Below are 21625 nucleotides of genomic sequence, written 5' to 3' on the forward strand. Positions count from 1 at the left end.
CCGACCACAAGGCGCGACGTCCTCGGTCCAGCCCTGGTCTTCCCCTTCAGCCGACTACTTGATTTGCTCGGACCTGCTCCTGGTATCCGTATCCGTCCGGGGCACGACGACTGGCCGCTCCTGAGGCGGACGGTTGACGCCGGGAGCCGCATTGAATGAGCTCGTCGATCCGCCTCCAGTCCCCTGGCCTGAGCCAATGCCCGAACACATGATCCTGCAGCCGAAATCGCTCTGGTCGCACTTGCACTCGGCAGCGACGCGGCTCAATAGCTCGCCGTGGCGCAACGGAAACGCGATCAGCAGCAAGCCGGCCAACACCAGTGTTTTACGTGTGCTCATCCTTCACTCCACGGGTCTGAAACGAACGCTCTTGAAACCGACCACGACCGGGCGCGGCAGCAACGTATCGGGCAACAGCACGTTTGATGTCGCGCGGCGCTCGAAGGCGATCGCGCCACCCGGCGCGTTGTTCGTGCCGGCGTGGGGCGGCACCGGAGCGGGTGGCGGCGGTTTGCCGTCAGCATCGGCACCGCTGCCACTGGTGCCTGCGGTCACCGGAGCCGGTGACGCTGCAATCGCGGGCGATGCGGCCGGCTGGTTCACCCCGACATTTCCCCGTGTCCCGCCGTCTTCGCCCATGCTGGTCTGAATCGAACGCGCCAGGAACACGCGGCTGACGAGCGCAAGCTCCACCGAAAAGCGTGGCCGTTCGACCCCCGTCTTGCGGTCTTTCACCTTGTCGTCGATCCGCTTCCCGATCAGGATCGACAGCTGTTTGCGCAGTCCCAGCTCCGTGCAGAATAATTTCGTTGCGGAGGCCTGACAAAAATCAAGCAACCGAAGCTCCGCCGGCACCGCAGGAACGCCATAGGTTTCGGTGGCTGAAAACTTGACCTCGACCGTTTCGGTCGAGCTGGCGTCCGCGCCAAACCCGCCACTCAACAACTGGGACATCGCGCTTGCGCTGCCGCTTGCCCGCTTCACATTGGTGATGGTGAAGCGCGGGAACAACACAAGCGGAAGGGCGGTCCGGGTCGCGGGAGGCTTGAACAGCGAATCGGTGGTGGTCGCCTGCGGCCAAATCTGTCCGTCATGGTCGGGGCGCGCATTGGTGGCGGGAAATTGATAGACCGCCCGATAGGCATCCTCGATTTCCCGGGTCAAATCGAGATGCAGCAATTTGATCGAGCGCCCCGCAAACGGCTCGTCCGCCGCCGAATCGGTGGCCTCGTCGTCGGTGATCATCGCAAAAACGTCGCCGACCTGGATGTCCTCGACCGGCGGATAGACCGGCTCGAAGCCGAGCTTCTGGATTGCCTCATTCCATTGCTTCGCCACCGAGAGCTTGGGCTGCTCGCCGGACCCCGCCCAATTGATCGCCGCAAATATCGCGCCTGCCAGGACGATGAATCCAACCACAATCCAGGCCGTATAGCCCCGCTTTGCCGGGGGAGAAACGTCGTCAGGAGGATCACCCATGACCCAGCTCTCTATGTCCATCACGCGGCGCAGCCTGCGGCTGGGACGCCTTGCCAAAACATTTGCAGCGAGCCCGGCCCACCCTGCCGGCGGCCCGCCCGCGACGACGCTGCATCGACAACCAATCTCGTCGCAGGATGCCGCTTCGTTCGCCAAACACGACTTCAAACAATAAGCGCCACTAAACATGAAACTCGCGGTAGTTGCCACTCCCAATTCGGACAATCGCGGAATTACCGAGCGGCAACAGCAATGGGCTGGACGCTCGATCGCAACGACACGCCAACGACGAACGCGTCGCCGCGACGGCGTCCTGCCCAACAGGCAAGGCGCCGGGCGACGGCTTTACGAAGACGCCGCAGCGATGCACCGCCGGATCGCACAGGCGACGGATTTTCGTGATCGGCAATCCGAATAAATTCCTAATTATTTCAAATAGATGTGAACCGGCTCAGATCCGCATGGCGTCATCGAACCGGAGCGACGCGGCGGCGCTGACATTCCCTCGGCCGGACACTACATGTGAGAGCCCGACGCACGTCCCCGCGCGCCCCATCCGGTACCCCCACATGATCCCCTTTTCCGTGCTCGACCTCGCTCCCATTCGCCAAGGCGGCAATGCGGCGCAGGCGTTTGCCAATTCGCTCGATCTCGCCCGGCATGCCGAGGCGTGGGGCTACAAGCGGTTCTGGCTGGCCGAGCATCACAACATGACGGGCATCGCGAGTGCCGCGACGTCGGTGGTGATCGGGCATGTCGCGGGCGGGACCAGGACGATCCGCGTCGGCTCCGGCGGCGTCATGTTGCCGAACCATTCGCCGCTCGTCATCGCCGAGCAGTTCGGCACGCTGGAGTCGCTCTATCCGGGACGGATCGATCTCGGGCTGGGTCGCGCGCCGGGCACCGACCAGTTCACCGCGCGGGCGTTGCGGCGCGATCTCGCAACGAGCTCCGAGAACTTTCCGCATGACGTGCTGGAATTGCAGGCGCTGCTCGGCGACGTCCAGCCGAACCAGGCGATCCGCGCGGTGCCCGGCATGGGGACCAAGGTGCCGCTCTGGATCCTCGGCTCGAGCACCTTTGGCGCGCAGCTCGCAGGCATGCTCGGGCTGCCCTTCGCCTTCGCCTCGCATTTCGCGCCGCAAATGATGATGCCGGCGCTGCGCGAGTACCGGGCGCGCTTCGAGCCCTCGGTGCAGCTCGACAAGCCCTACGCGATGGTTGGCGTCAACGTGTTCGCAGCCGACAGCGACGTCGAGGCGCAGCGCATGTTCACCTCGCTGCAGCAGCAGTTCATCAATCTGCGCCGCGGCACGCCGGGTCCGCTGCCGCCGCCGGTCGACGACATGGACGCGCTGTGGTCGCCCGCGGAGAAGGCGGGCGTGGCCCAATCGCTGTCCTGCGCGGCGGTCGGCTCGCCCGCCGTGATCGAGCAGAAGCTGAAGGCGCTGATCGCCGAGACCGGCGCCGACGAACTGATAACGACGGGGCAGATCTACGATCACGCCGCCCGGCTGCGCTCGTTCGAGATCGCCGCCGAGGTGCGCGACAGGCTGGCGGCGCAACCGGCCGGGTGATCAAGGCATCACACGGCCGTCCCGGGCGTGGCAAATTTCGCGCAGATTGCAGTGACGGCATTGACGTCCTACACTCGGTGCCCGGAAGGGTGGCGCAGCGCCGATCCCTCAAAGCCTGATCGTAGGCCGCCGATGGACGTGGTCCGCAGTCGAGCATTCGATTTCGTCGAGACGGTGCGGCAGCTTCCGGACGTCGCGAGCATTCTGGATGCGATGAGCCGCACGCTCGGCCAGCACGGCTTCGACTATTTCTGTAGTTCCTATGTCGCCCCTCTGTCGACCGAACCGACGCGCAATGCCGTTCTCGCCGAACGGCTGCCGGCCGGCTTTCTCGACATGTATTCCGAGGCGCAGTATGTGTGGGACGATCCCGCGCTGCGTTATTGCAGGACAACGCTTCAGCCGTTCCGCTGGTTCAGGGAAGCGCCGTACGATCCGGAACGGGAGCCGCGCGCCGTCGAACTCGTGCGACGCGCCCGCGACTTCGGCATGGTGGATGGCGTGGTGATCCCGGTCATCTCGCCGGCGGGCCGCACCGGCCAGGTGTGGTTCGGCGGCGCCGAGATCGATCTGCCGGAGCGCGATCTCCCCGCGCTCCACCTCATGGCGCTTTACGCCTTCGACCGGGTGCTGAAGCTGCGCGGCCTGCCCGAGGCTCCGCAGCTCGTACTGTCCTCGCGTGAGCGCGAGGTGCTGACGCTTGCGGCCGTCGGGCGATCCAGCGACGAGATCGCCGACGCCCTGGCCATCACGGGACGCACCGTGAAGGCGCACATCAAGAGCTGCTGCAAGAAGCTCGGCGCAGCCACCCGCACGCAGGCCGTGATGATCGCCATGCGCGACCGGATCATCTCGCCCTGAGCGTGACAGCCCCGATCGCGACCGGAGCCGATCAGTCGGCGAAGCCGAACAGTTTTGCCGGATTGTGCACGAGGATCTTCTCCAGCGTCGCCTGGTCCGGCGCGTAGCGGTACATCAGCTCGAGCAGATCGGCGTCGTTGGGCGGCTGCTTGACGGAGACCGGATGCGGCCAGTCGCTGGCCCAGACGCAGCGATCGACTGCGGCCTCGATATAGGCGCGCGCGATCGGGATCACGTCGTCGTAGGGCGGGCCGGCCTTCGAGGTCTTCTCGCCGAGCGACAGCATCACCCAGAAGTTTCCCTTGGCGAGCAGCTCGAGCATCTTGCGCAGGTTCGGGTCGTTCCTGCCGGCTTCCGGATCGGGACGCGCCATGTGATCGATCAGCACGGGCACGTCGAGATTTTCGTACTTTGCGACGCTGGAGACGATGCCGTCCTTCTCGGGCTGGATCTTGACGTACCAGCCGAGCTCGCGGATGCGCGCAATGGCGCGGGCGAAATCGGCGTCCGACAGCACGGCGCCGAGCTCCTGGCGGAAGCTGAAGCGCGCGCCGCGGACGCCGGCATCATGGAGCTTTGCGAGATAGGCGTCGTTCGCCTCGGCAAACACCAGCGCGTTGGCGCAGCCGCGATAGTTCGGGCCCATCGCGGCGAGGCCGTCGAGCACGACGGAATGGTCGGCGCCGTAGGTCGTGGTCTGCACGATGATGCCGCGCTCGATGCCGAGCGTCTTGTGCACGCGCAGCGCCGCTTCCCAGGTCGCGGTCGGCATCCGATAGGCCGCACCGGGACGCTCGGGATATTTGTCGATCGGGCCCAGCACGTGAAACTGGCTGTCGATGGTCCTCAGTGGCGGCGCCTTGACCGGGCGGCGCGGATTGGGGTCGAACGGCAGATAGGTCGGCATGCGCATGCTCCTTAGTCGATCACGGCGGTGAAGTCGCACTGCACCAGCGCGCCGCCGTCCATAGTGTCCATCGGCAGCGCGTGGCGCGCCGGGCGCGAATGCTCGTCCGGGAACATCTTGAGCCACTCGACATTGACCGGGCCGCGCTGCGTACGGTCCTTCAGCCACACCGTCATCTTGATGATGTCGTCGGTCGAGCCGCCGGCGGCCTCCACCGTCGCCTTCATATGCGCGAACATGTTGGCGCATTGCGCGTCGAGACTCTCGGGCATGACGCCGGCCGCATCGCGGCCGAGGATGACGCCGGACATCACGAGATTGCCGATGCGACTGGCGTTCGGAATCGGGTTGGCATGCTTGAAGCCGCCGATGTGGATGCTCTTGCGCCGCGCTTGACCGGTCATGGTTCGCTCCCTCTCAATTGTTGGTTCAGACGAACTGGCACGACACCGAGCCGAACGCGCCATAATCGGCGTGGAAGGTGTCGCCGCGGCGGATGTCGACCGGCCGCGTGAACGATCCCGCCAGCACCACCTCGCCGGCCGCGAGATATTCGTCGTGCGGCGCGAGGCGATTGGCGAGCCAGGCGATGCCGTTGGCGGGATGGTTGAGCACGCCGGCGGCAAGCCCGGTCTCCTCGACCTCGCCGTTGCGGAACAACAGCGCGCCGATCCAGCGCAAATCCGCGTCCATCGGGCGGATCGGCCGGCCGCCCAGCACCAGCGCGGCATTGGCCGCGTTGTCCGAGATCGTGTCCATGACCCTGCGGGTCTTGCCGGTCTCGGGATCGACGCGATGCATGCGCGTCTCCAGGATCTCGAGCGCCGGCGTCACATAGTCGGTGGCGTTGAGCACATCGAAGATGGTGCAGTCCGGACCGCGCAGCGGCGCCTTCAGCACGAAGGCGAGCTCGACCTCGATCCGTGGCGCGTGGAAGCGATCGAACGGGATCGGCGTGGCGTCGGGATAGAACATGTCGGCGAACAGCACGCCGTAATCGGGCTCCTTGATGCCGACCGCGTTCTGCATCGCCTTGGAGGTCAGGCCGATCTTGTGGCCCTTGATGACGCGGCCGCGACCGAGCTGAAGTCTTGTCCAGGCGCGCTGGACGGCATAGGCATCCTCGATGGTGAAGCCGGGATAGTCTTTCGAGAACATCGGGATCAGCGCCTTGGTGCGCTCGGCCTCATCCAGGCGCGCGGCGAGACGTTCGATCGTGGCGGTGTCCAGCATGATCTATTGCTCCGCGGCGACGACGTTGCGCAGCACGCCGATGCGGCTGGATTCGACCTCGACGACGTCGCCGACCTTGAGCCAGCGCGGCGGGTCGAAGCGGGCGCCCGCCCCGGTCGGCGTGCCGGTCACGATCATGTCGCCCGGCTTCAGCGTGGCGAAGGTGGAGAGATAGGAGATCAGGACATCGAACGGGAACATCAGCCGCTCGGTCGTGTCCTGCTGCCGCACCTCGCCGTTGACGCGGGTGATAATGTCATGGGGCCCGCGCGGATCGAGCTCGTCCGCCGTGACGATCCACGGCCCGATGCTGCCGGAGCGGTCGAAGTTCTTGCCCTGCGTGACGTTGAACTTGCCGTGGCGCAGCCAGTCGCGGATCGTGCCCTCGTTGCACAGCGTCATGCCGAAGATGTGCGACCAGGCCTTTTCGCGCGATATGTGCCGGCCGCCGCGGCCGATCACGATGACGAGCTCGCCCTCATAATCGAGCTGCTCCGACACCTTCGGCTTCTCGATCGGCTGCCCCGAGCCGGTCATCGACGAGGGGCTGCGCACGAACAGGCTCGGATATTTGGGCAGGTCGGAGCTGTCCTTGTATTCCGCGTTGCGCTCAGCGTAGTTGACGCCGATGCACCACAGCTTTTCCGGCGCCAGCACCGGCGGCAGCAGCACGAGATCCGCGAGCGCATGATCGGGCTTCTGCCCGGCCGCCGCCTCCTGCGCATCCGCCAGCGCATTGGCCGCGATCAGCGCCTTGACGTCGGAGAAGTCGCGGCCGATCCGCTTCGTCAGATCGACGACACCGCCATCAACCGCCGCGCCATAGCGTGGCTCGCCGTCCAGGAGATAGCTTACAAGTCGCATGGTCGTTCTCTCCAATAGGTCTTCAGGCAAAGATCGGCGCGATTGGCTGCACGCTCAGTCCTTCGATTTCGGAGTCTGAAAGACGGTATTCAGCGTCACGATCTCGCCAAGACGGGCGTAGCGCGGCCCGCCGATGCGGGCGATCGGGTCGAGCGCCGCAGTCTCGACCTTGCCGTCGTTCACGAGGCCGTCGCGAATGTGGAACATCACGACCTCGCCGACGATGAGCCGGCTGCGGGCGTCGCCGAATTCGAGGCACTGCCGGAAGCGGCATTCCATCGCGACGGGTGCAACGCTAAGCCGCGGCACCCTGATGCGCTCGCTCGCGATCGTCTCCAGGCCGAGCTCCGCGACCTCGCTGATTTCAGGCGGATGCTCGACGGAGCTGTCGTGCACCGCAGACATCAGCGGGGTATCGGCGATGTGGATGACGTATTCCTCGGTATCGAGGATGTTGTGCGCGGTGTCCTTGTAATCGGCGCCCTTGCGGCCGACGCTGATGGCGAGCATCGGCGGCTTCTGCGAGACGAAGGTGAAGGCGCTGAAGGGCGCGAGGTTGAGTACCCCGCTCCGCGACAGGCTCGTCACCCAGGCAATGGGGCGCGGCACCACGATGCCGGTCATCAGCCGGTAGATGCGCTCGGCGCCGAGCTCGGTGGGATCGATCCGCATCGATCAGTCCGCCTTGATGTTGGCCTTGCGCACGACCGGAATCCACTTGGCGTCCTCGCGCTCGAGATAGGCCCTGAACTCGACCGGCGTCATCGCCACGGATTCCGCACCGAGCTTGTCGAACTTGTCGATGACGCCGGGATCTTTCAGGATCGCGGTCAGCGTCTCATGCAGCTTCTCGACGATCGGCGCCGGCGTACCGGCGGGCGCGAACAGGCCGGTGAAGGTCTGGCCGTCGAAATCCTTGTAGCCGAGCTCGGCGAAGGTCGGCACGTCCGGCAGCGACTTCAGGCGATGCGGGCTGGTGACCGCCAGCGCCCGGAACAGGCCGGCCTTGATGTGTTGCAGGCTGACCGACAGCTGGTCGAACGCGAACTGCACCTGACCGCCGAGCAGGTCGTTGATGGCCGGCGCATTGCCGCGGTAATGCGCGGTGACCCATTGCAGCTCAAGGCTGGACTGCATCAGCTCGCTGAGCAGATGGTTGGTGGTGCCGGGGCCGGGCGAGGCCATGGTCAGCTTGCCGGGATCGCGCTTGGCGAGATCGATGAACTCCTTGAAATTATTGGCCTGGACCGACGGATGGACCTCGAGCACCAGCGGCGTCATCGAGATGGTCGAGATCGGCAGAAAATCCTTCTTCCAGCTATAGGCGTCGCGCTTGTTGATCTCGGTTGCGAACAGCACCGGGCCGTTGGCGCCGACGAACAGCGTGTAGCCGTCGGGCGCCGATTTCGCGAAGGCCTCGCCCGCGATCATGCCGCCGGCACCGGCCTTGTTCTCGATGATGAAGGGCTGGCCGAGCTTTTCCTGGAGCTTGTCGGCGATGATGCGCGCCGCGCTGTCGACGTTGCCGCCGGCCGGATAGGGCACGATCAGCTTGACGTTGCGCGTCGGCCATTGCTGGCCCGCTGCGGGTCCCGCCAGCATCGCAGCTGCTGCAGCTATGGCAATCCAGATTAATCTCATGTTAACCTCCCGGCGGCGCTTCCAAATTCACATCGATTGCCCTGACGTCGCACATGGCATCTCGACCGGAGCGCAATCTCCAGATGAGCGCTTTACCTGTCGAGCGAATTGTGGCGTTCTTGTCCATATTATGGACAAGACGATTTCCGCAAGGTCCACGCGCGGCAGCACGGAACCGCGACAGGGCGCGCAGGCGATCCGGCGCGCGCTCGCGGTGCTGCGCATTCTTGCCGCAGGGCGCGAAGACGGCGTGCCGCTGGCCGAGGTCGTTCGGGCGACCGGCCTCACCCGTCCGACCGTGCATCGGATCGTTCACGTGCTGATCGAGGAAGGCATCGTCGAACGGCACGGCAGGAGTGGCCGCTACGCCATCGGCAACCAGGTGCCGGAGCTGGCGCTCGCGCGTCCCCAGCCCTCGCCGCTGCTCGTCGCCGCGGCGCCCTCGCTGCGACGCGCATCCGCAGAGGTCGGCGACACGCTGTTCCTGACGGTGCGGACCGGCAACGACACGCTGTGCGTGGACCGCAGGATCGGCTCGTACCCGATCCAGGTGCTGTCGATCGAGGTCGGCGCGCGCCGCCCGCTCGGCGTCAGCAGCGCAGGCGTCGCGATCCTTGCTGCGATGCCGGCGCAGGACGCGCGAAAAATCGTCGCAGCCAACGAGAAGCGGTTCGAGGCCTACCGGACCGACGTCGCGACTGTGCTGAGCGGGATCAGCGCGGCGCGACGGCGAGGATATAATATGAGAGAGATCGGCCTGGTGCAGGGCACGAAATCGATCTCGACCTGGATCAAGACCCCGGACGGACGACCGGCCGCCGCGATGACCGTCTCCGCCGTGCGGACGAGGCTCGGCCCGCGCCGCGAGCAGGAGGTGGTAGAGATCCTGCTGCGGGAGGCGCGGATCATCGAGCAGGCCATCCGCGGCTAGGCTTCGCCTCTCCCCGCGTGCGGGGAGAGGCCGGAATTCAAGCGCAGCTTGAATTCCGGGTGAGGGGGAGTCTCCGCGAGTCCAACTCTCACCGTCCCCGCGGAGAGTCCCCCCTCACCCCAACCCTCTCCCCGCAAGCGGGGCGAGGGAGCGCACTGCCACTGCGGCAACRGTTCGCATCACATTCTGGCGCTGCGAGCCGTCACGCGGCGCTGTCAATGGGCTGACGTGGTGCATCGTTTTGTGGCACAACGGCCGCCATCGCCGACCGACCAACGAGGCCACGCATGCCCGCGCCAAAACCGCCTGCCTTCGAGACCCTGAGCCTGCATGCCGGCCAGCATCCGGATCCCGCGACCGGGGCCCGCGCGGTGCCGATCTACCAGACCACGTCCTACGTGTTTCAGGATTCCGATCACGCCGCCGCGCTGTTCAACCTGGAGCGCGCCGGCCACATCTATACGCGCATCTCCAACCCGACCACCGGCGTGCTGGAGGAGCGGCTCGCGGCGCTGGAGGGCGGCGTCGGCGCGATCTGCACCGCCAGCGGCCAGGCGGCGATGCATCTCGCCATCGCGACGCTGCTCAACGCCGGCGACCACATCGTGGCGTCGAGCTCGCTCTATGGCGGCACCATCAACCTGCTGGCACACACGCTGCCGCGCTTCGGCATCACCACCACCTTCGTCAAGCCGCGCGACCACGACGCGTTCCGTGCGGCGATCAAGCCAAACACCAAGCTGGTGATCGGCGAAACCATCGGCAATCCCGGGCTGGAGGTACTGGACATTCCGAAGGTCGCTCAGATCGCGCATGACGCAAAAATCCCGCTGCTGATCGACAACACCTTTGCGACGCCCTATCTCAGCCGTCCCATCGAGCTCGGCGCCGACATCGTGATGCATTCGGCGACAAAGTGGATCGGCGGCCACGGCATCGCGATCGGCGGCGCCATCGTCGACGGCGGCCGTTTCGACTGGCGCGGCTCCGGCAAGTTCGGCGTGCTGACCGAGCCCTATGGCGGCTATCACGGCATCGTCTTCGACGAGCAGTTCGGCACGGCGGCCTTCATCATGCGCGCGCGCACCGAGGGCCTGCGCGATTTCGGCGCCTGCCTGTCGCCGACCAACGCGTTCCAGCTGCTTCAGGGCGTCGAGACGCTCGGCGTCCGCATGGACCGGCATATGCAGAACACGCATCTGGTGTTGGAAGCGCTGAAGTCCAACAAGGCGGTGGACTGGGTGCTGCATCCCTCGCTTGAAGACCACACGGACTACCAGCTTGCCAAGCAGCTCTTGCCGCGCGGCGCCGGCTCGATCGTCTCGTTCGGCATCAAGGGCGGGCGGCCCGCCGGGCGCAAGTTCATCGAAGCGCTGCGCATGATCAGCCATCTCGCCAATGTCGGCGACGCCAAGACGCTGGTGATCCACCCGGCTTCGACCACGCATCAGCAGATGGACGCCGCGCAGCTCAAGGCCGCCGGCGTCGGTGAGGAGCTGGTGCGGCTGTCGGTCGGGATCGAAACCGCCTCCGACATCATCGACGATCTCGCCCAGGCGCTGCGCATCTCGCAAAAGGTTTAAGCCATGAAGCTCTCCGTCAACGGCACCGAGGTGTTTGTCGCAACCGGCGGCCGCGAATTCGACAAGTCCCTGCCCGCGGTGGTCTTCATCCATGGCGCCGGCTTCGACCATTCGACCTGGGCGCTGCACACGCGCTGGTTCGCCCATCACGGCTTTGCCGTGCTGGCGCCTGATATGCCCGGCCACGGCCGCTCGGCCGGGCCTTCGCTCGCAAGCATCGCCGAGATGGCGGATTGGACTGCGGCGCTGCTCGATGCGGCAGGAGCTGCGAAAGCGCATCTGATTGGCCACTCCATGGGATCGCTGATCTCGCTGGAGACGGCGGCGCGTCACCCCGAAAAAGTCTCGGCACTGAGCCTGATCGGCACCGCCGCGACCATGACGGTCGGCCCGGATCTGCTGAAGGCCGCCGAAGCCAACTCGCAGGATGCCAACGACATGGTGTCGATCTGGGGCCTCGGCTTCAACGCCGAGCTCGGCGGCAGCCTCGCGCCGGGACTGTGGATGCATGGCGGTGCGCAGGCCGTGCTCAAGAGTTGCGAGCCGGGCGTGCTGTTCAGGGATTTGTCCGCATGCAATGCTTACGCGAATGCGCTCACCGCCGCCGCGAGCGTGAAGGTGCCGACGACGCTCGTCCTCGGCGAACGGGACATGATGACGCCGGCAAAGGCGGGCAAGGCGCTCGCCGCCGCAATCCCGCATGCAAAGACGGTCGTGGTGGCGGGCGCCGGCCACATGATCATGGCGGAGCGCCCGGATGAACTTTTGGCCGCACTAACGGGCTGAAGGCTTGGATAGAGGAGTGCCTGCACGGCGTCATGGCCGGGCATAGCCGTCCGAAGGACGGCGTCGCTCCGCTCGCCTATGTCCCGGCCATCCACGTCTAGCCGCGTGGAAGGAAGAAACGTGGATGCCCGGGACAAGCCCGGGCATGACGACGACAAATTGTTCGTGCTCAGCTCAAGAGCCCGGCGTCCACTTCCAGACGATGTCTGAGACGTTGACCGGCTTCGGAATCAGGCCGAGCTTTGCAAAACGGTCGGCAACCGCCTGCTGGCTCTTGATCACCTCCGCATCGAGCGGCACCACGCGATAGTTGGAGCGGTTGACGAAGCGGCGGATTGCCTCGATGTCGACGCCGGTCGCCTCGGCTTGCGCCTTCGCGACCTCCTCGTGATGTGAATCCGCCCACACGCCTTCCGACGCAAAGGCCGTGTTGAGCTTTGCGACCAGCGCGGGATATTTCTCCACGAAGTCCGTTCCGGCGATATAGAACGCATTCGGCTTGTGCACGTCCTTGTCGAAGGCGATGACGCGCGCGTTCTCCTTCAGTTCGGCGAGCGCCAGATACGGATCCCAGATCGACCAGGCATCAACCGAGCCTTTCACGAAGGCCGCCGTCGCATCGGCCGGCGCGAGCGGTGCCGGCGTGATGTCGGCCCAGGACAGGCCTGCCTTCTCCAGAGCTGCGACCAGAAGATTATGCGCGCTCGATCCCTTGCCGAACGCGATGCGCTTGCCCTTGAGATCGGCCAGCGTCTTGATCGGCGAGTCCTTCGGCACGACGATGGCCTGGGTATTGCCGTCCGACTTCACCGCCGCAACATAGCGGATTCTTGCGCCGCCGGCCTGCGCGAAGATCGGCGGGGAATCGCCGACATAGCCGAAATCGACGCTGCCGACATTGATGGCCTCCAACAACGGCGGGCCGAACTGGAAGTCGACCCACTTGATCTCGATGCCGAGCGGCTTGAAAGCGTCCTCCAGCGTCTGACGCTGGCGCACCGCCGGGAAGAAGCCGCCCTTCTGCGTGCCGATGCGGATTTCCGCCGGCTTGTCCTCGGCGTGCGCGGGTGCAGCCAGGGCTGTCGCAAGCAGGAGCGTCGTTGCGAGAATGTGTCGTCGAGTAATCATATCGCGGTCCTTTCGGTGGGGTCAGTTGGCGAAGAGTTGCAAATTCGTGCGCCGGCTCCGCTCGGAGAACACCGCGCGCGCGGCCCGCTCGGCTTCGCGCGCGGAGCGGAACTGTCGCCCTTCGAGGCTGTCGAACAGCCGCTCGGAGGAGAAGAAGCGGAAGCCGCGCTCATCGCGCGTGATGATGCCGGCGGCGCGGTCGTGGATTTCGATGATGTAGGCGTTTGACTGGGATTGGGACATGACTGCTCGCTCGCCGGATTTCTCGGCGTTCCTGTCTGGGATTTTCGGAGTGAGGTGCTGCTACAGCGCGGTCAGCAACAACAACAGGCGCCGGTGGCCGCCGAGAAACAGCGCCGCGTCATGCATTCATGCATGTCGCCCGGACGACGCTGGTGATCGGTTCTCATATCGCGGCTTCGGCTCGAGGAGCAGTTTCGATGCCTCGAATATCGAGCGAATAACGCGACTGGTCAATGAAATGGCTATCCATATTTGCCGCGAGCGCGCATGGGCGCTTCTTCGGGTGGACGCAGCGGCAAACGAATTCATCTCGCGATGAGTTCAACGCAAGCTCAGGGCTGGCCGTGGTACTGTCCGGTCAACATGGAACAAATGACAGGGAGGCCTGGACATGGCGGATGATCTGAAGGGGCGCACCGCGCTCGTCACCGGCGGCTCGCGCGGGATTGGCGCTGCGGTCTGCCGCGCGCTGGCTGAAGCCGGCGCCGCGGTGGCGATCAACTGCCGCGAGCGGATCGGGCAGGCCGAGCAACTGGCGGACGAGATCGGCAAGCGCGGCGGCCGCGCGATGGCCGTTGCCGCCGACGTGTCGCAGCGCGAGGCCGTGACCGCGATGGTCGAGCGCGTCGCGGCCGGGCTCGGGCCCATCGACATCCTCGTCAACAATGCCGGCATCGCCATCACACGCGGCGTCGACGATCTCACCGAAGACGATTTCGACCGCACCATCCTGGTCAACCTGAAATCCGTCTTCCTGTGCACGCAGGCGGTGCTGCCTGGGATGCGCGCGCGAAAATGGGGCCGCATCGTCAACATCTCCTCCGGTGCCGCGCGCGGCGCCGGCGCGATCGGGCCGCACTACAACGCATCCAAGGCCGGCATGGAGGGCCTCACGCGCGGCTATGCGGCGCGGCTGGTCAAGGACGGCATCACCGTCAACGCGGTGGCGCCGTCGCTGATCGAGACCGACATGATGAGCGGGCAGAAGCAACTCGTCAGCCGCATCCCACTCGGCCGCTTCGGCACCGCGGAGGAAGTGGCGAAGGCCGTGATGCTGCTGGTCGACAATGCCTACATGACCGGACAGGCGATCGCGCTGAGCGGCGGGATGGCGTTTAATTGATGGGACCCTTCGCCTCTCCCCGCGTGCGGGGACAGGCCGGAATGCGCGCGCAGCGCGGATCCGGGTGAGGCGGACTCTCCGCGAGTCCATCTGTCACCGTGTTTGCGGAAGCAGCCCCTCACCCCAACCCTCTCCCCGTAAGAACGGGGAGAGGGAGACGAGAGAGCGGGGACACTCACCACATCGTCGCAGCAGCCCGCTCCGGCCAGATGCGATCATATTCCGCACCACCCACCTTGTTCTCGCTCATCTCGGCGAGGATCTGCCCCGGCGTCGGCAGCGTCTTGGGATCGACCCGCTTGTCGGGATTCCAGAGATCGGAGCGGACGATGGCGCGGGCGCATTGGAAGTAGATCTCATCGACCGTCATCACCATGACGCTGCGCGGCGCCTTGCCTTCGACCTTGAAGGACGCCAGCAGTTCGGGATCGATCGAGAGATGGGCGCGGCCGTTGGCACGGACCGCGTTGCCAGAGCCGGGGATCAGGAACATCAGCGACACCCGCGGATCGCGCACGATGTTGCGCAGGGAATCGACCCGGTTGTTGCCGCGGCGATCCGGCAGCATCAGCGTCTTGGGATCGTGAATGCGGACGAAGCCGGGCAGATCGCCGCGCGGCGAGCAGTCGATGCCCTCCGGCCCTATGGTCGCGAGCGCCGCAAACGGCGCCTTCTCGATGAAGATACGGTAGAGGGGCGTGACGTGGTCGGCGACTTTCACGGTCGAGGCGTCATTGGTGGCGCCGTAGATGGCTTCAAGCTGTTCGACCGTTTCGATCACCGTCATTCCACTCTCTCCTGGTTGCGCCGGCCGTTACTCGTGCCAGCCTTCGTTCCTGATCACGCGCACGAGCTGGCGGCTGTGGTACTCCGCGCTGCCGGCGTTGAGAATGGTGACATCCGCCTGCGATGCTGCGTCATCGACGCTGCGCGACAGGCGCTCCACGATATTACCGTCGCTGTGCCGGGCGCGCGCGGCGAGCCGCTGGGCCAGCACGTCCGGCGGCGCGGTGATCGCGACCACGACGACGTCGGCATAAGCCTGGCGCAGCGCGGCAATCACGGTGCGCGAGACGTTGGCGACGACCGCACGCCCGGCCTGGATGTCGTCGTTGATTTCGAGCGGCAGCGCGTAGGAATGCCCATGCGCCTCCCAGTGCACGGCGAAATCGCCGTGATCGCGTCCGCGGTGGAATTCGGCGGGACTCATTGCAATGTTGTCCTCGTCGGCGGAGGACTCGCGCGTCACGACACGGCGCGGGAAGACGATGTCGTGATCGTCGACGCAAGCCGCCTGCGCGAGCCGCAGCAGCGTATCCTTGCCGGCGCCGCTCGGACCGACCACGAGCACGAGCCGCCCGGGCCCGATCGCGCCCGCCTGCCCGGGCGCCATGGTCGCGGTCTCGCTCATGCGACACGGCCTCCTTCGCGCCAGACGCTGCGAACGACGGGAACGCTGCCCGCGACGTGCACGCGGATCAGATCGGCACGCTTGCCGACCGCGACCTCACCGCGGTCGGAGAGCCCCACCGCGTCGGCCGGGGCCTTGGTCACGGTGCGGACCGCCGAGGGCAGATCGATCGTCGGCACATGCTCGGGCAATTGCAGCGCGCCCATCAGGAGGCTCGACGGGATGTAGTCGGACGACAGGATGTCGAGCAGGCCTTCGCGCGCGAGATCGACCGCGGCGATGTTGCCGGAGTGCGAGCCGCCGCGCACCACGTTCGGCGCACCCATCAGGATATCGATGCCGGCCTGATGCAGGCCGCGCGCAGCCTCGATCGTGGTCGGAAACTCCGCCACCGCGACGCCGTCACGCACGGCGTCCGCAACGTTTTCCTCGGTGGTGTCGTCATGGCTCGCGAGCGGGATCTTGTACCCATGCGCGAGCGCGACGATCTCGCGCATGTTGGTCGCGGCATAGGCCTTCTGGTATTCGAAACGCCGTGCGAACAGCTCGTCGAGCTCGGCGTCGGTCTTGCCACCATTCTTGCCGCGGTAATAGTCGCGCAGCTTGCCCTCGTCGCGGAACTGGCGCTGACCGGGCGTGTGGTCCATCAGCGACATCAGCCGCACGTCGGGACGGCCGACCAGCTCCCTGGCCTCCTCGACCACGCTCGGCATCGGGATTTCGCAGCGCAGGTGCAGAAAGTGATCGGCGCGCAGCAGATCGGCGTCCCGCGCGGTCGTGATCGCGGCGGCCAACGTGCCGGCGCGGCCGTCGACTTCCTCGGCGCCGTCCTCGCGCCAGACCCGGAGCGAGTCGAACACCGTGGTGATGCCCGAGGTCGCGAGCTGGCCGTCGTAGGACACGACGGCGGCGACCGGGTTCCAGAAAACTTTCGGCCGCGGCACGTAATGCGCTTCGAGATGATCGGTATGGAGTTCGATCAGGCCAGGCATGATCAGATCGCCGCCGGCATCCTCGGCGCCCGCGGGGGCTTTGCCCTCGCCGATCTCGGCAATGCGTCCATCCGCAAGCGCGAGCCAGCCCTGCTCGATCACCCGGTCGGCCAGAACGATCCTGGCGTTGGCGATCACAATGTCCTTCGGCTTGGCGTACATGTCCTTGTCTTCCTTCAGGCCGCGGCGGCAAAGCTGGCGACGTCGACGATGCGGTCGGCGATCAGATGGCGGATCTCGTCGTCATGGACGATCGCGACCATGGCGACGCCCTGGCGTTTCTTCTCGCCGATCAGCTCGACCACCACAGCGCGATTGGCGGCGTCGAGCGAAGCGGTCGGCTCGTCGAGCAGCAGGATCGGCAGGTCCGGGATGAAGCCGCGCGCGATGTTGACGCGCTGCTGCTCGCCGCCGGAAAAGGTCGCAGGCGGAAGCTGCCACAGCCGCTCGGGGATGTTGAGGCGATGCAGCAGGCCGCCCGCGCGCGCCTGCGCGTCGGCCCGGCTCATGCCGCCGGCGATCAGGGGCTCGGCCACGACGTCGATGGTCGCAACCCGCGGCACCGCGCGCAGAAACTGGCTGACATAGCCGATGGTCGCGCGGCGGACATTGAGCACCTGCCGCGGCTCGGCGGTGGCAAGATCGATCAGCGCGCCGCGATGGCGGATGCCGATGCGGCCGGAGTCGCAGCGATAGTTGCCGAAGATCATCTTCAGGATCGACGACTTGCCGGCGCCGGACGGACCGGACAGCACGACGCATTCGCCCGGGTCGACGTGGAAGGTCACGCCGCTGACGACAGGCAGCTCGATGCCGCCTTGCAGGTGCATCGTAAAGGTCTTTTTCGCGTCGGCGATTTCGATCATGGCGGTCATCGGAAAACTCATGGCGGCAAAATCGAGGAAACGAGGAGCTGGGTGTAGGGCTCGCGGGGATCGTCGAGCACCTGGTCGGTGAGCCCGGTCTCGATGACGCGGCCGCCCTTCATCACCATCACGCGATGCGACAGCAGCCGCGCGACCGCGAGATCATGCGTAACGATGACCACGGCGAGATGCAATTCGGAAACGAGGTTGCGCAAGAGATCGAGCAGGCGCGCCTGCACGGAGACGTCGAGACCGCCGGTCGGCTCGTCCATGAACACCAGCCGCGGTTCGGTGACGAGGTTGCGCGCGATCTGGAGGCGCTGGCGCATGCCGCCGGAATAGGTGCGCGGCGCATCGTCGATCCGCGCGACGTCGATCTCGACACGGGTGAGCCAGTCGGACGCGGTGTCGCGAATGCGGCCGTAGTGGTTCCAGCCCACCGCCATCAGCCGCTCGCCGACATTGGCGCCGGCCGAGACCGCCATGCGCAGGCCCTGCGCAGGATCCTGGTGCACAAAGCCCCAATCGGTGCGGAACAGGAAGCGCCGCTCGGCCTCGCCAAGCGTGGCGAGATCGCGGGTGACGCCGTCGCGCATCCGATACGACACATGCCCGCCGCTGGCCGCGAGCTGGCCCGACAGCAGCTGGAGCAGCGTCGACTTGCCCGAACCGGATTCGCCGACAATCGCCAGCACCTCGCCGGGAAAAAGCGAGAACGACACGTCGCGGCACGCCGCGATGCGGCCATAGGATTTGCTGAGGAATTTTGCGACCAGCAGCGGCTCATCGGTCTCGAGCATGTCTCGATCAGCCATTTGACTTCTCCTGCGCCTTCTCCTTGTACGGCGCAGCACTCAGGCTGCCATGATGACCGGCGGCCTGACGTCCCTCGCAATAGTCGGTGTCCGAGCAGACGAACATGCGACTGCCCTTGTCGTCGGTGACGATCTCGTCGAGATAGGAATTCTCGGTGCCGCACAGCGCGCACGGCGCGTTGAAGCGATAGGGCTCGAACGGATGATCCTCGAAATCGAGCGACACCACCTGCGTGTAGGGCGGGATCGCATAGATGCGCTTCTCGCGGCCGGCGCCGAACAGCTGCAGCGCCGGGCAATTGTCCATCTTGGGATTGTCGAATTTCGGCGTCGGCGACGGATCCATCACATAGCGCGCGTTGACCTTCACCGGATAGGCGTAGGCCGTCGCGATATGGCCGAAGCGGGCGATGTCCTCGTAGAGCTTGACATGCATCAGGCCGTATTCGGCGAGCGCGTGCATGCGCCGCGTCTCGGTCTCGCGCGGCTCGAGGAAACGCAGCGGCTCCGGGATCGGCACCTGGTAGACCAGCACCTGGTTGTCGCTCAGCGCCGTCTCCGGGATGCGGTGACGGGTCTGGATCACGGTTGCCTGTTCCGTCGCCGTCGTCGTGGCGACGCCGGCGGTCTTGGCGAAGAATTTCCGGATCGAGATCGCGTTGGTGGTGTCGTCGGACCCCTGGTCGATCACCTTCAGCACGTCCTCAGGCCCCAGGATCGCGGCGGTGACCTGCACGCCGCCGGTGCCCCAGCCATAGGGCATCGGCATTTCGCGGCTGGCGAACGGCACCTGATAGCCGGGAATCGCGATCGCCTTGAGGATCGCGCGGCGGATCATCCGCTTGGTCTGTTCGTCGAGATAGGCGAAGTTGTAGGCGGGCGCGTTCATTCCGCGGCCTCCTTCATGGCATCGGGCGCATTGGCCTCGGCAAACTCCTGACGCAGCTTGCGCAACAGGCCGAGCTCGGACTGGAAGTCGACATAATGCGGCAGCTTCAGATGCTCGACGAAGCCGGTCGCCTGCACATTGTCGGAATGCGACATCACGAATTCCTCGTCCTGCGCCGGCGCGACGGCCTCCTCGCCCAATTCGCGGGCGCGCAGCGCACGGTCCACCAGCGCCATCGACATGGTCTTGCGCTCGCTCTGGCCGAAGGCAAGGCCATAGCCCCGGGTGAAGCACGGCGCTTCCGTCGCAGACCCCTTGAACTGGTTGACCATCTGGCACTCGGTGAGCTCGATCGCGCCGAGCGGCACGGCGAAGCCTGCGTCCTCCGCAAAGAATTCGACCTCGACCTCGCCGAAGCGAATCTCGCCGGCGAAAGGGTGGTTGCGGCCGTAGCCGCGCTGGGTGGAGTAGCCCATCGCCAGCAAGAACCCTTCGTCACCGCGCGCGAGATTCTGCAGGCGCAGGTCGCGGTCGGCCGGGAAATTCAGCGGCTCGCGGGTGAGATCGCCGACGCTGGCGCCGTCCTCGGCTTGCGGCGAGGATTCGATCAGTCCGTCACGCCCCAGAATGTCGGTCACGCGCGGCGTCGGCGCTGTCGAAGCCTCTGCCGTAGCCGGCTGCTCGGGCACAAAGCCTTCGGCGAGCGTCGGATCTAGCAGGCGATGGGTATAGTCGAAGGTCGGCCCGAGGATCTGGCCGCCGGGAATGTCCTTGAAGGTCGAGGACACCCGCCGCCGCACCCGCATCGCGCCGGTGTCGACCGGCTCGCTCGCGCCGAAGCGCGGCAGCGTGGCGCGGAAGGCGCGAACCAGGAAGATCGCCTCGATCAGGTCGCCGCGCGCCTGCTTGATCGCGAGCGCCGCGAGCTCGCGATCATAGAGCGAGCCCTCGCTCATGACACGATCGACCGCGAGGCCAAGCTGCTCCGAAATCTGGTCGAGCGAGACTTCCGGAACGCTTTGATCGCCGCGCCGCGCATGCGCCAGCAGGCGATGAGCGTTCTCGATGGCGCGTTCGCCGCCTTTGACTGCGACATACATGTGGCTAGCTTCCCTTGCTCACGACGCGCGTGGTGCGGGGGATCGCGACCACGGCGTCATCCGCGACCAGCACCAGATCGATGCCGCGCGGAAACAGCGCCTCGTTGATGCGCAGACGCTCGAACAGGTCGAAAGGCTTGATCGAGGCCTGGAGCGTCGCGACGCCGTCGATGCCGGGGCCGCGCAGCTCGAAGCTGCGGCCTGCGTCCAGGCTCTCGACCTGAATGATCACCGTGGTCGAACGGTCCGGATATTCGCTAGTGCCGAGCGCGAAGCGCTCGAACGCCGGCAGCGCGGCGCCGTCGCTGATCAGCGCGAAGCTCGCGATCGAGGAGTCCTGGATGACCGGCGCGCCGGTGTGGAATTTCAGCCACTTCACCACGTCGGTGTTTTCCGACATCCGCGCGTCGAGCCAGAGCGGCGTATCGTGATCGAACAGCGTCAGCGCGATCGCGGCCGTGCCGCGCATCATCGTATCAGGGGTTCCCGCCATCGGGACGATGCGCTGGACCGAGCCCGGCCGCGCCATCGCGTCCATGACCGAGCGAAAGGTCGATTGCGCCGACAGCACCTTGTCGACGAATCCGGGCGGCAGTTCCGCAATCGTGGTCATGGCCTCAACCCTCACCGCGCACCATGGTGTAGAAATCAACCTTCGTCGCGGCGGTCTCGGCCGCCGCCTGGTTCCGGCGCAGCATAAGCTGCTCGCGCAACGGCGCGATAACGTCGCGCTCCACCAGCCCGCCGAAATCCCGCGACTGCGCCAGCGCGTCGCACAGCGCGATCAGCCGCGCCTTCTCGCCGTCGCGCCCGAGCGTGTAGCCGAAGCCGACCTCGCCGCTCGCAAGCCGCACGGCGGCGCGCGACACCGTCGCCTCGCCCAGATTGAACGGCGCGCCGTCGCCGCCGACCCTGCCGCGCAGCATGACGAGGCCGTTTTCCGGCGCGCGCAGATCCTGATGGCCGGGCAGAGCGAGAGTGCGGAGGCGAGCGGCGATCTCGCCCGCCTCCGCATGCGCCAGCACGGCCATCGCGGCCTTGCGCTGCGCTTGCTGGTTGTTGTTCTGGGTCACCGCTTTCACCGAACTTTTCTACAGAACTTGCCGAATTCAAGTTGTCTATGATAATAGACAACTTGATACGGAAGCGCCATGACTGTTTCGTGACAAACGTGTGATTTCTGGGCTAGGCTGACC

At 66.0% G+C, this 21625-nt stretch carries 25 protein-coding genes; 7 read left to right on the forward strand and 18 right to left on the reverse strand.

Going from position 1 to position 21625, the window contains the following annotated elements:
- Window positions 1-342: 342 nt before the first annotated feature.
- Entirely contained in the window at window positions 343-1500 is a 1158-nt protein-coding gene (locus tag ACXJMY_RS17320) for a hypothetical protein (protein ID WP_456620544.1), read from the reverse strand.
- Here ACXJMY_RS17320 and ACXJMY_RS17325 point away from each other — a divergent pair.
- From ACXJMY_RS17325 to ACXJMY_RS17335, 3 genes are all read left to right on the forward strand, one after another.
- The gene (locus ACXJMY_RS17325; protein ID WP_456620545.1) at window positions 1478-1654 is read left to right on the forward strand and encodes a hypothetical protein; all 177 of its coding nucleotides are present in this window, start codon (window positions 1478-1480) and stop codon (window positions 1652-1654) included. The genes ACXJMY_RS17320 and ACXJMY_RS17325 overlap by 23 nt on opposite strands.
- Window positions 1655-2048: 394 nt before the next feature.
- Window positions 2049-3056 carry an LLM class flavin-dependent oxidoreductase gene (locus ACXJMY_RS17330; protein WP_456620546.1) on the forward strand — a complete coding sequence of 336 codons (1008 nt, stop codon included), beginning with the start codon at window positions 2049-2051 and terminating at the stop codon, window positions 3054-3056.
- 132 nt (window positions 3057-3188) lie between these two features.
- Complete coding sequence (locus tag ACXJMY_RS17335; protein WP_456620547.1) at window positions 3189-3917, forward strand: helix-turn-helix transcriptional regulator; 729 nt, start codon at window positions 3189-3191, stop codon at window positions 3915-3917.
- Between the two features lie 31 nt (window positions 3918-3948).
- Here ACXJMY_RS17335 and ACXJMY_RS17340 read toward each other — a convergent pair whose 3' ends face one another.
- The 6 genes from ACXJMY_RS17340 to ACXJMY_RS17365 are packed head-to-tail and all read right to left on the reverse strand — an operon-like array spanning window position 3949 to window position 8562.
- Window positions 3949-4824: an amidohydrolase family protein gene (locus ACXJMY_RS17340; RefSeq protein ID WP_456620548.1), complete on the reverse strand. Its 876-nt coding sequence runs from the start codon at window positions 4822-4824 to the stop codon at window positions 3949-3951.
- 11 nt (window positions 4825-4835) lie between these two features.
- Window positions 4836-5228, reverse strand: coding sequence for a RidA family protein (locus ACXJMY_RS17345; RefSeq protein WP_456620549.1), 393 nt, complete (start codon window positions 5226-5228; stop codon window positions 4836-4838).
- Window positions 5229-5253: 25 nt separating this feature from the next.
- Window positions 5254-6057 carry a 2-oxo-hept-4-ene-1,7-dioate hydratase gene (gene hpaH / locus ACXJMY_RS17350; RefSeq protein WP_456620550.1) on the reverse strand — a complete coding sequence of 268 codons (804 nt, stop codon included), beginning with the start codon at window positions 6055-6057 and terminating at the stop codon, window positions 5254-5256.
- Window positions 6058-6060: 3 nt separating this feature from the next.
- A complete protein-coding gene (locus ACXJMY_RS17355; protein ID WP_456620551.1) occupies window positions 6061-6921 on the reverse strand; it encodes a fumarylacetoacetate hydrolase family protein in 861 nt (286 codons plus the stop codon).
- A 54-nt stretch (window positions 6922-6975) separates the two neighbouring features.
- Complete coding sequence (locus tag ACXJMY_RS17360) at window positions 6976-7593, reverse strand: flavin reductase family protein (RefSeq protein WP_456620552.1); 618 nt, start codon at window positions 7591-7593, stop codon at window positions 6976-6978.
- 3 nt (window positions 7594-7596) lie between these two features.
- Window positions 7597-8562, reverse strand: a complete 966-nt coding sequence (locus ACXJMY_RS17365) for a Bug family tripartite tricarboxylate transporter substrate binding protein (RefSeq protein ID WP_456620553.1) — start codon at window positions 8560-8562, stop codon at window positions 7597-7599.
- 130 nt (window positions 8563-8692) lie between these two features.
- On the opposite strand from ACXJMY_RS17365, the gene ACXJMY_RS17370 reads away from it, so the two are divergent.
- The 3 genes from ACXJMY_RS17370 (at window position 8693) to ACXJMY_RS17380 (ending at window position 11862) form a co-directional block, all read left to right on the forward strand.
- Window positions 8693-9493, forward strand: coding sequence for an IclR family transcriptional regulator (locus ACXJMY_RS17370; protein ID WP_456620554.1), 801 nt, complete (start codon window positions 8693-8695; stop codon window positions 9491-9493).
- A 287-nt stretch (window positions 9494-9780) separates the two neighbouring features.
- On the forward strand, window positions 9781-11076 hold the full coding sequence (locus ACXJMY_RS17375) for an O-acetylhomoserine aminocarboxypropyltransferase (RefSeq protein ID WP_456620555.1): 1296 nt from the start codon (window positions 9781-9783) through the stop codon (window positions 11074-11076).
- Between the two features lie 3 nt (window positions 11077-11079).
- Window positions 11080-11862 (forward strand): alpha/beta fold hydrolase, encoded by a 783-nt coding sequence (locus ACXJMY_RS17380; protein WP_456620556.1) that lies wholly within the window; start codon window positions 11080-11082, stop codon window positions 11860-11862.
- 174 nt (window positions 11863-12036) lie between these two features.
- Here the strand turns inward: ACXJMY_RS17380 and ACXJMY_RS17385 are convergent, their stop codons facing one another.
- Window positions 12037-12990 (reverse strand): aliphatic sulfonate ABC transporter substrate-binding protein, encoded by a 954-nt coding sequence (locus ACXJMY_RS17385; protein ID WP_456620557.1) that lies wholly within the window; start codon window positions 12988-12990, stop codon window positions 12037-12039.
- Between the two features lie 21 nt (window positions 12991-13011).
- Window positions 13012-13233 carry a hypothetical protein gene (locus tag ACXJMY_RS17390; RefSeq protein WP_456620558.1) on the reverse strand — a complete coding sequence of 74 codons (222 nt, stop codon included), beginning with the start codon at window positions 13231-13233 and terminating at the stop codon, window positions 13012-13014.
- 391 nt (window positions 13234-13624) lie between these two features.
- Between ACXJMY_RS17390 and ACXJMY_RS17395 the strand changes: the two genes are divergently transcribed.
- Window positions 13625-14356, forward strand: a complete 732-nt coding sequence (locus ACXJMY_RS17395; RefSeq protein WP_456620559.1) for an SDR family NAD(P)-dependent oxidoreductase — start codon at window positions 13625-13627, stop codon at window positions 14354-14356.
- 175 nt (window positions 14357-14531) lie between these two features.
- On the opposite strand, the gene ACXJMY_RS17400 is transcribed toward ACXJMY_RS17395, so the two are convergent.
- The 9 genes from ACXJMY_RS17400 to phnG are packed head-to-tail and all read right to left on the reverse strand — an operon-like array spanning window position 14532 to window position 21460.
- Window positions 14532-15143: a pyridoxamine 5'-phosphate oxidase family protein gene (locus ACXJMY_RS17400; RefSeq protein ID WP_456620560.1), complete on the reverse strand. Its 612-nt coding sequence runs from the start codon at window positions 15141-15143 to the stop codon at window positions 14532-14534.
- A 27-nt stretch (window positions 15144-15170) separates the two neighbouring features.
- The gene (gene phnN / locus ACXJMY_RS17405; RefSeq protein ID WP_456620561.1) at window positions 15171-15767 is read right to left on the reverse strand and encodes a phosphonate metabolism protein/1,5-bisphosphokinase (PRPP-forming) PhnN; all 597 of its coding nucleotides are present in this window, start codon (window positions 15765-15767) and stop codon (window positions 15171-15173) included.
- Window positions 15764-16921: an alpha-D-ribose 1-methylphosphonate 5-triphosphate diphosphatase gene (locus ACXJMY_RS17410; RefSeq protein WP_456620562.1), complete on the reverse strand. Its 1158-nt coding sequence runs from the start codon at window positions 16919-16921 to the stop codon at window positions 15764-15766. The genes phnN and ACXJMY_RS17410 overlap by 4 nt, the downstream gene beginning before the upstream one ends.
- A gap of 14 nt (window positions 16922-16935) precedes the next feature.
- A complete protein-coding gene (phnL, locus tag ACXJMY_RS17415) occupies window positions 16936-17634 on the reverse strand; it encodes a phosphonate C-P lyase system protein PhnL (RefSeq protein WP_456620563.1) in 699 nt (232 codons plus the stop codon).
- An 8-nt stretch (window positions 17635-17642) separates the two neighbouring features.
- Window positions 17643-18440 carry a phosphonate C-P lyase system protein PhnK gene (phnK, locus tag ACXJMY_RS17420; RefSeq protein ID WP_456620564.1) on the reverse strand — a complete coding sequence of 266 codons (798 nt, stop codon included), beginning with the start codon at window positions 18438-18440 and terminating at the stop codon, window positions 17643-17645.
- Window positions 18433-19329 carry an alpha-D-ribose 1-methylphosphonate 5-phosphate C-P-lyase PhnJ gene (locus tag ACXJMY_RS17425; RefSeq protein WP_456620565.1) on the reverse strand — a complete coding sequence of 299 codons (897 nt, stop codon included), beginning with the start codon at window positions 19327-19329 and terminating at the stop codon, window positions 18433-18435. Before ACXJMY_RS17425 ends, phnK begins: the two co-directional genes overlap by 8 nt.
- Window positions 19326-20429, reverse strand: a complete 1104-nt coding sequence (locus tag ACXJMY_RS17430; RefSeq protein ID WP_456620566.1) for a carbon-phosphorus lyase complex subunit PhnI — start codon at window positions 20427-20429, stop codon at window positions 19326-19328. Before ACXJMY_RS17430 ends, ACXJMY_RS17425 begins: the two co-directional genes overlap by 4 nt.
- 4 nt (window positions 20430-20433) lie before the next feature.
- A complete protein-coding gene (phnH, locus tag ACXJMY_RS17435) occupies window positions 20434-21042 on the reverse strand; it encodes a phosphonate C-P lyase system protein PhnH (RefSeq protein WP_456620567.1) in 609 nt (202 codons plus the stop codon).
- 4 nt (window positions 21043-21046) lie between these two features.
- Entirely contained in the window at window positions 21047-21460 is a 414-nt protein-coding gene (gene phnG / locus ACXJMY_RS17440) for a phosphonate C-P lyase system protein PhnG (protein WP_456620631.1), read from the reverse strand.
- Window positions 21461-21625: the final 165 nt, after the last annotated feature.

Source organism: Bradyrhizobium sp. P5_C12 (assembly GCF_054049735.1).

Bases quoted from the DNA above. Each gene is read 5' to 3' on its own strand.
- ACXJMY_RS17325 (WP_456620545.1), top strand. From the start codon at position 1,478: ATGACCCAGCTCTCTATGTCCATCACGCGGCGCAGCCTGCGGCTGGGA.
- ACXJMY_RS17320 (WP_456620544.1), bottom strand. From the start codon at position 1,500: ATGGACATAGAGAGCTGGGTCATGGGTGATCCTCCTGACGACGTTTCT.
- ACXJMY_RS17330 (WP_456620546.1), top strand. From the start codon at position 2,049: ATGATCCCCTTTTCCGTGCTCGACCTCGCTCCCATTCGCCAAGGCGGC.
- ACXJMY_RS17335 (WP_456620547.1), top strand. From the start codon at position 3,189: ATGGACGTGGTCCGCAGTCGAGCATTCGATTTCGTCGAGACGGTGCGG.
- ACXJMY_RS17340 (WP_456620548.1), bottom strand. From the start codon at position 4,824: ATGCCGACCTATCTGCCGTTCGACCCCAATCCGCGCCGCCCGGTCAAG.
- ACXJMY_RS17345 (WP_456620549.1), bottom strand. From the start codon at position 5,228: ATGACCGGTCAAGCGCGGCGCAAGAGCATCCACATCGGCGGCTTCAAG.
- hpaH (WP_456620550.1), bottom strand. From the start codon at position 6,057: ATGCTGGACACCGCCACGATCGAACGTCTCGCCGCGCGCCTGGATGAG.
- ACXJMY_RS17355 (WP_456620551.1), bottom strand. From the start codon at position 6,921: ATGCGACTTGTAAGCTATCTCCTGGACGGCGAGCCACGCTATGGCGCG.
- ACXJMY_RS17360 (WP_456620552.1), bottom strand. From the start codon at position 7,593: ATGCGGATCGATCCCACCGAGCTCGGCGCCGAGCGCATCTACCGGCTG.
- ACXJMY_RS17365 (WP_456620553.1), bottom strand. From the start codon at position 8,562: ATGAGATTAATCTGGATTGCCATAGCTGCAGCAGCTGCGATGCTGGCG.
- ACXJMY_RS17370 (WP_456620554.1), top strand. From the start codon at position 8,693: ATGGACAAGACGATTTCCGCAAGGTCCACGCGCGGCAGCACGGAACCG.
- ACXJMY_RS17375 (WP_456620555.1), top strand. From the start codon at position 9,781: ATGCCCGCGCCAAAACCGCCTGCCTTCGAGACCCTGAGCCTGCATGCC.
- ACXJMY_RS17380 (WP_456620556.1), top strand. From the start codon at position 11,080: ATGAAGCTCTCCGTCAACGGCACCGAGGTGTTTGTCGCAACCGGCGGC.
- ACXJMY_RS17385 (WP_456620557.1), bottom strand. From the start codon at position 12,990: ATGATTACTCGACGACACATTCTCGCAACGACGCTCCTGCTTGCGACA.
- ACXJMY_RS17390 (WP_456620558.1), bottom strand. From the start codon at position 13,233: ATGTCCCAATCCCAGTCAAACGCCTACATCATCGAAATCCACGACCGC.
- ACXJMY_RS17395 (WP_456620559.1), top strand. From the start codon at position 13,625: ATGGCGGATGATCTGAAGGGGCGCACCGCGCTCGTCACCGGCGGCTCG.
- ACXJMY_RS17400 (WP_456620560.1), bottom strand. From the start codon at position 15,143: ATGACGGTGATCGAAACGGTCGAACAGCTTGAAGCCATCTACGGCGCC.
- phnN (WP_456620561.1), bottom strand. From the start codon at position 15,767: ATGAGCGAGACCGCGACCATGGCGCCCGGGCAGGCGGGCGCGATCGGG.
- ACXJMY_RS17410 (WP_456620562.1), bottom strand. From the start codon at position 16,921: ATGTACGCCAAGCCGAAGGACATTGTGATCGCCAACGCCAGGATCGTT.
- phnL (WP_456620563.1), bottom strand. From the start codon at position 17,634: ATGACCGCCATGATCGAAATCGCCGACGCGAAAAAGACCTTTACGATG.
- phnK (WP_456620564.1), bottom strand. From the start codon at position 18,440: ATGGCTGATCGAGACATGCTCGAGACCGATGAGCCGCTGCTGGTCGCA.
- ACXJMY_RS17425 (WP_456620565.1), bottom strand. From the start codon at position 19,329: ATGAACGCGCCCGCCTACAACTTCGCCTATCTCGACGAACAGACCAAG.
- ACXJMY_RS17430 (WP_456620566.1), bottom strand. From the start codon at position 20,429: ATGTATGTCGCAGTCAAAGGCGGCGAACGCGCCATCGAGAACGCTCAT.
- phnH (WP_456620567.1), bottom strand. From the start codon at position 21,042: ATGACCACGATTGCGGAACTGCCGCCCGGATTCGTCGACAAGGTGCTG.
- phnG (WP_456620631.1), bottom strand. From the start codon at position 21,460: ATGGCCGTGCTGGCGCATGCGGAGGCGGGCGAGATCGCCGCTCGCCTC.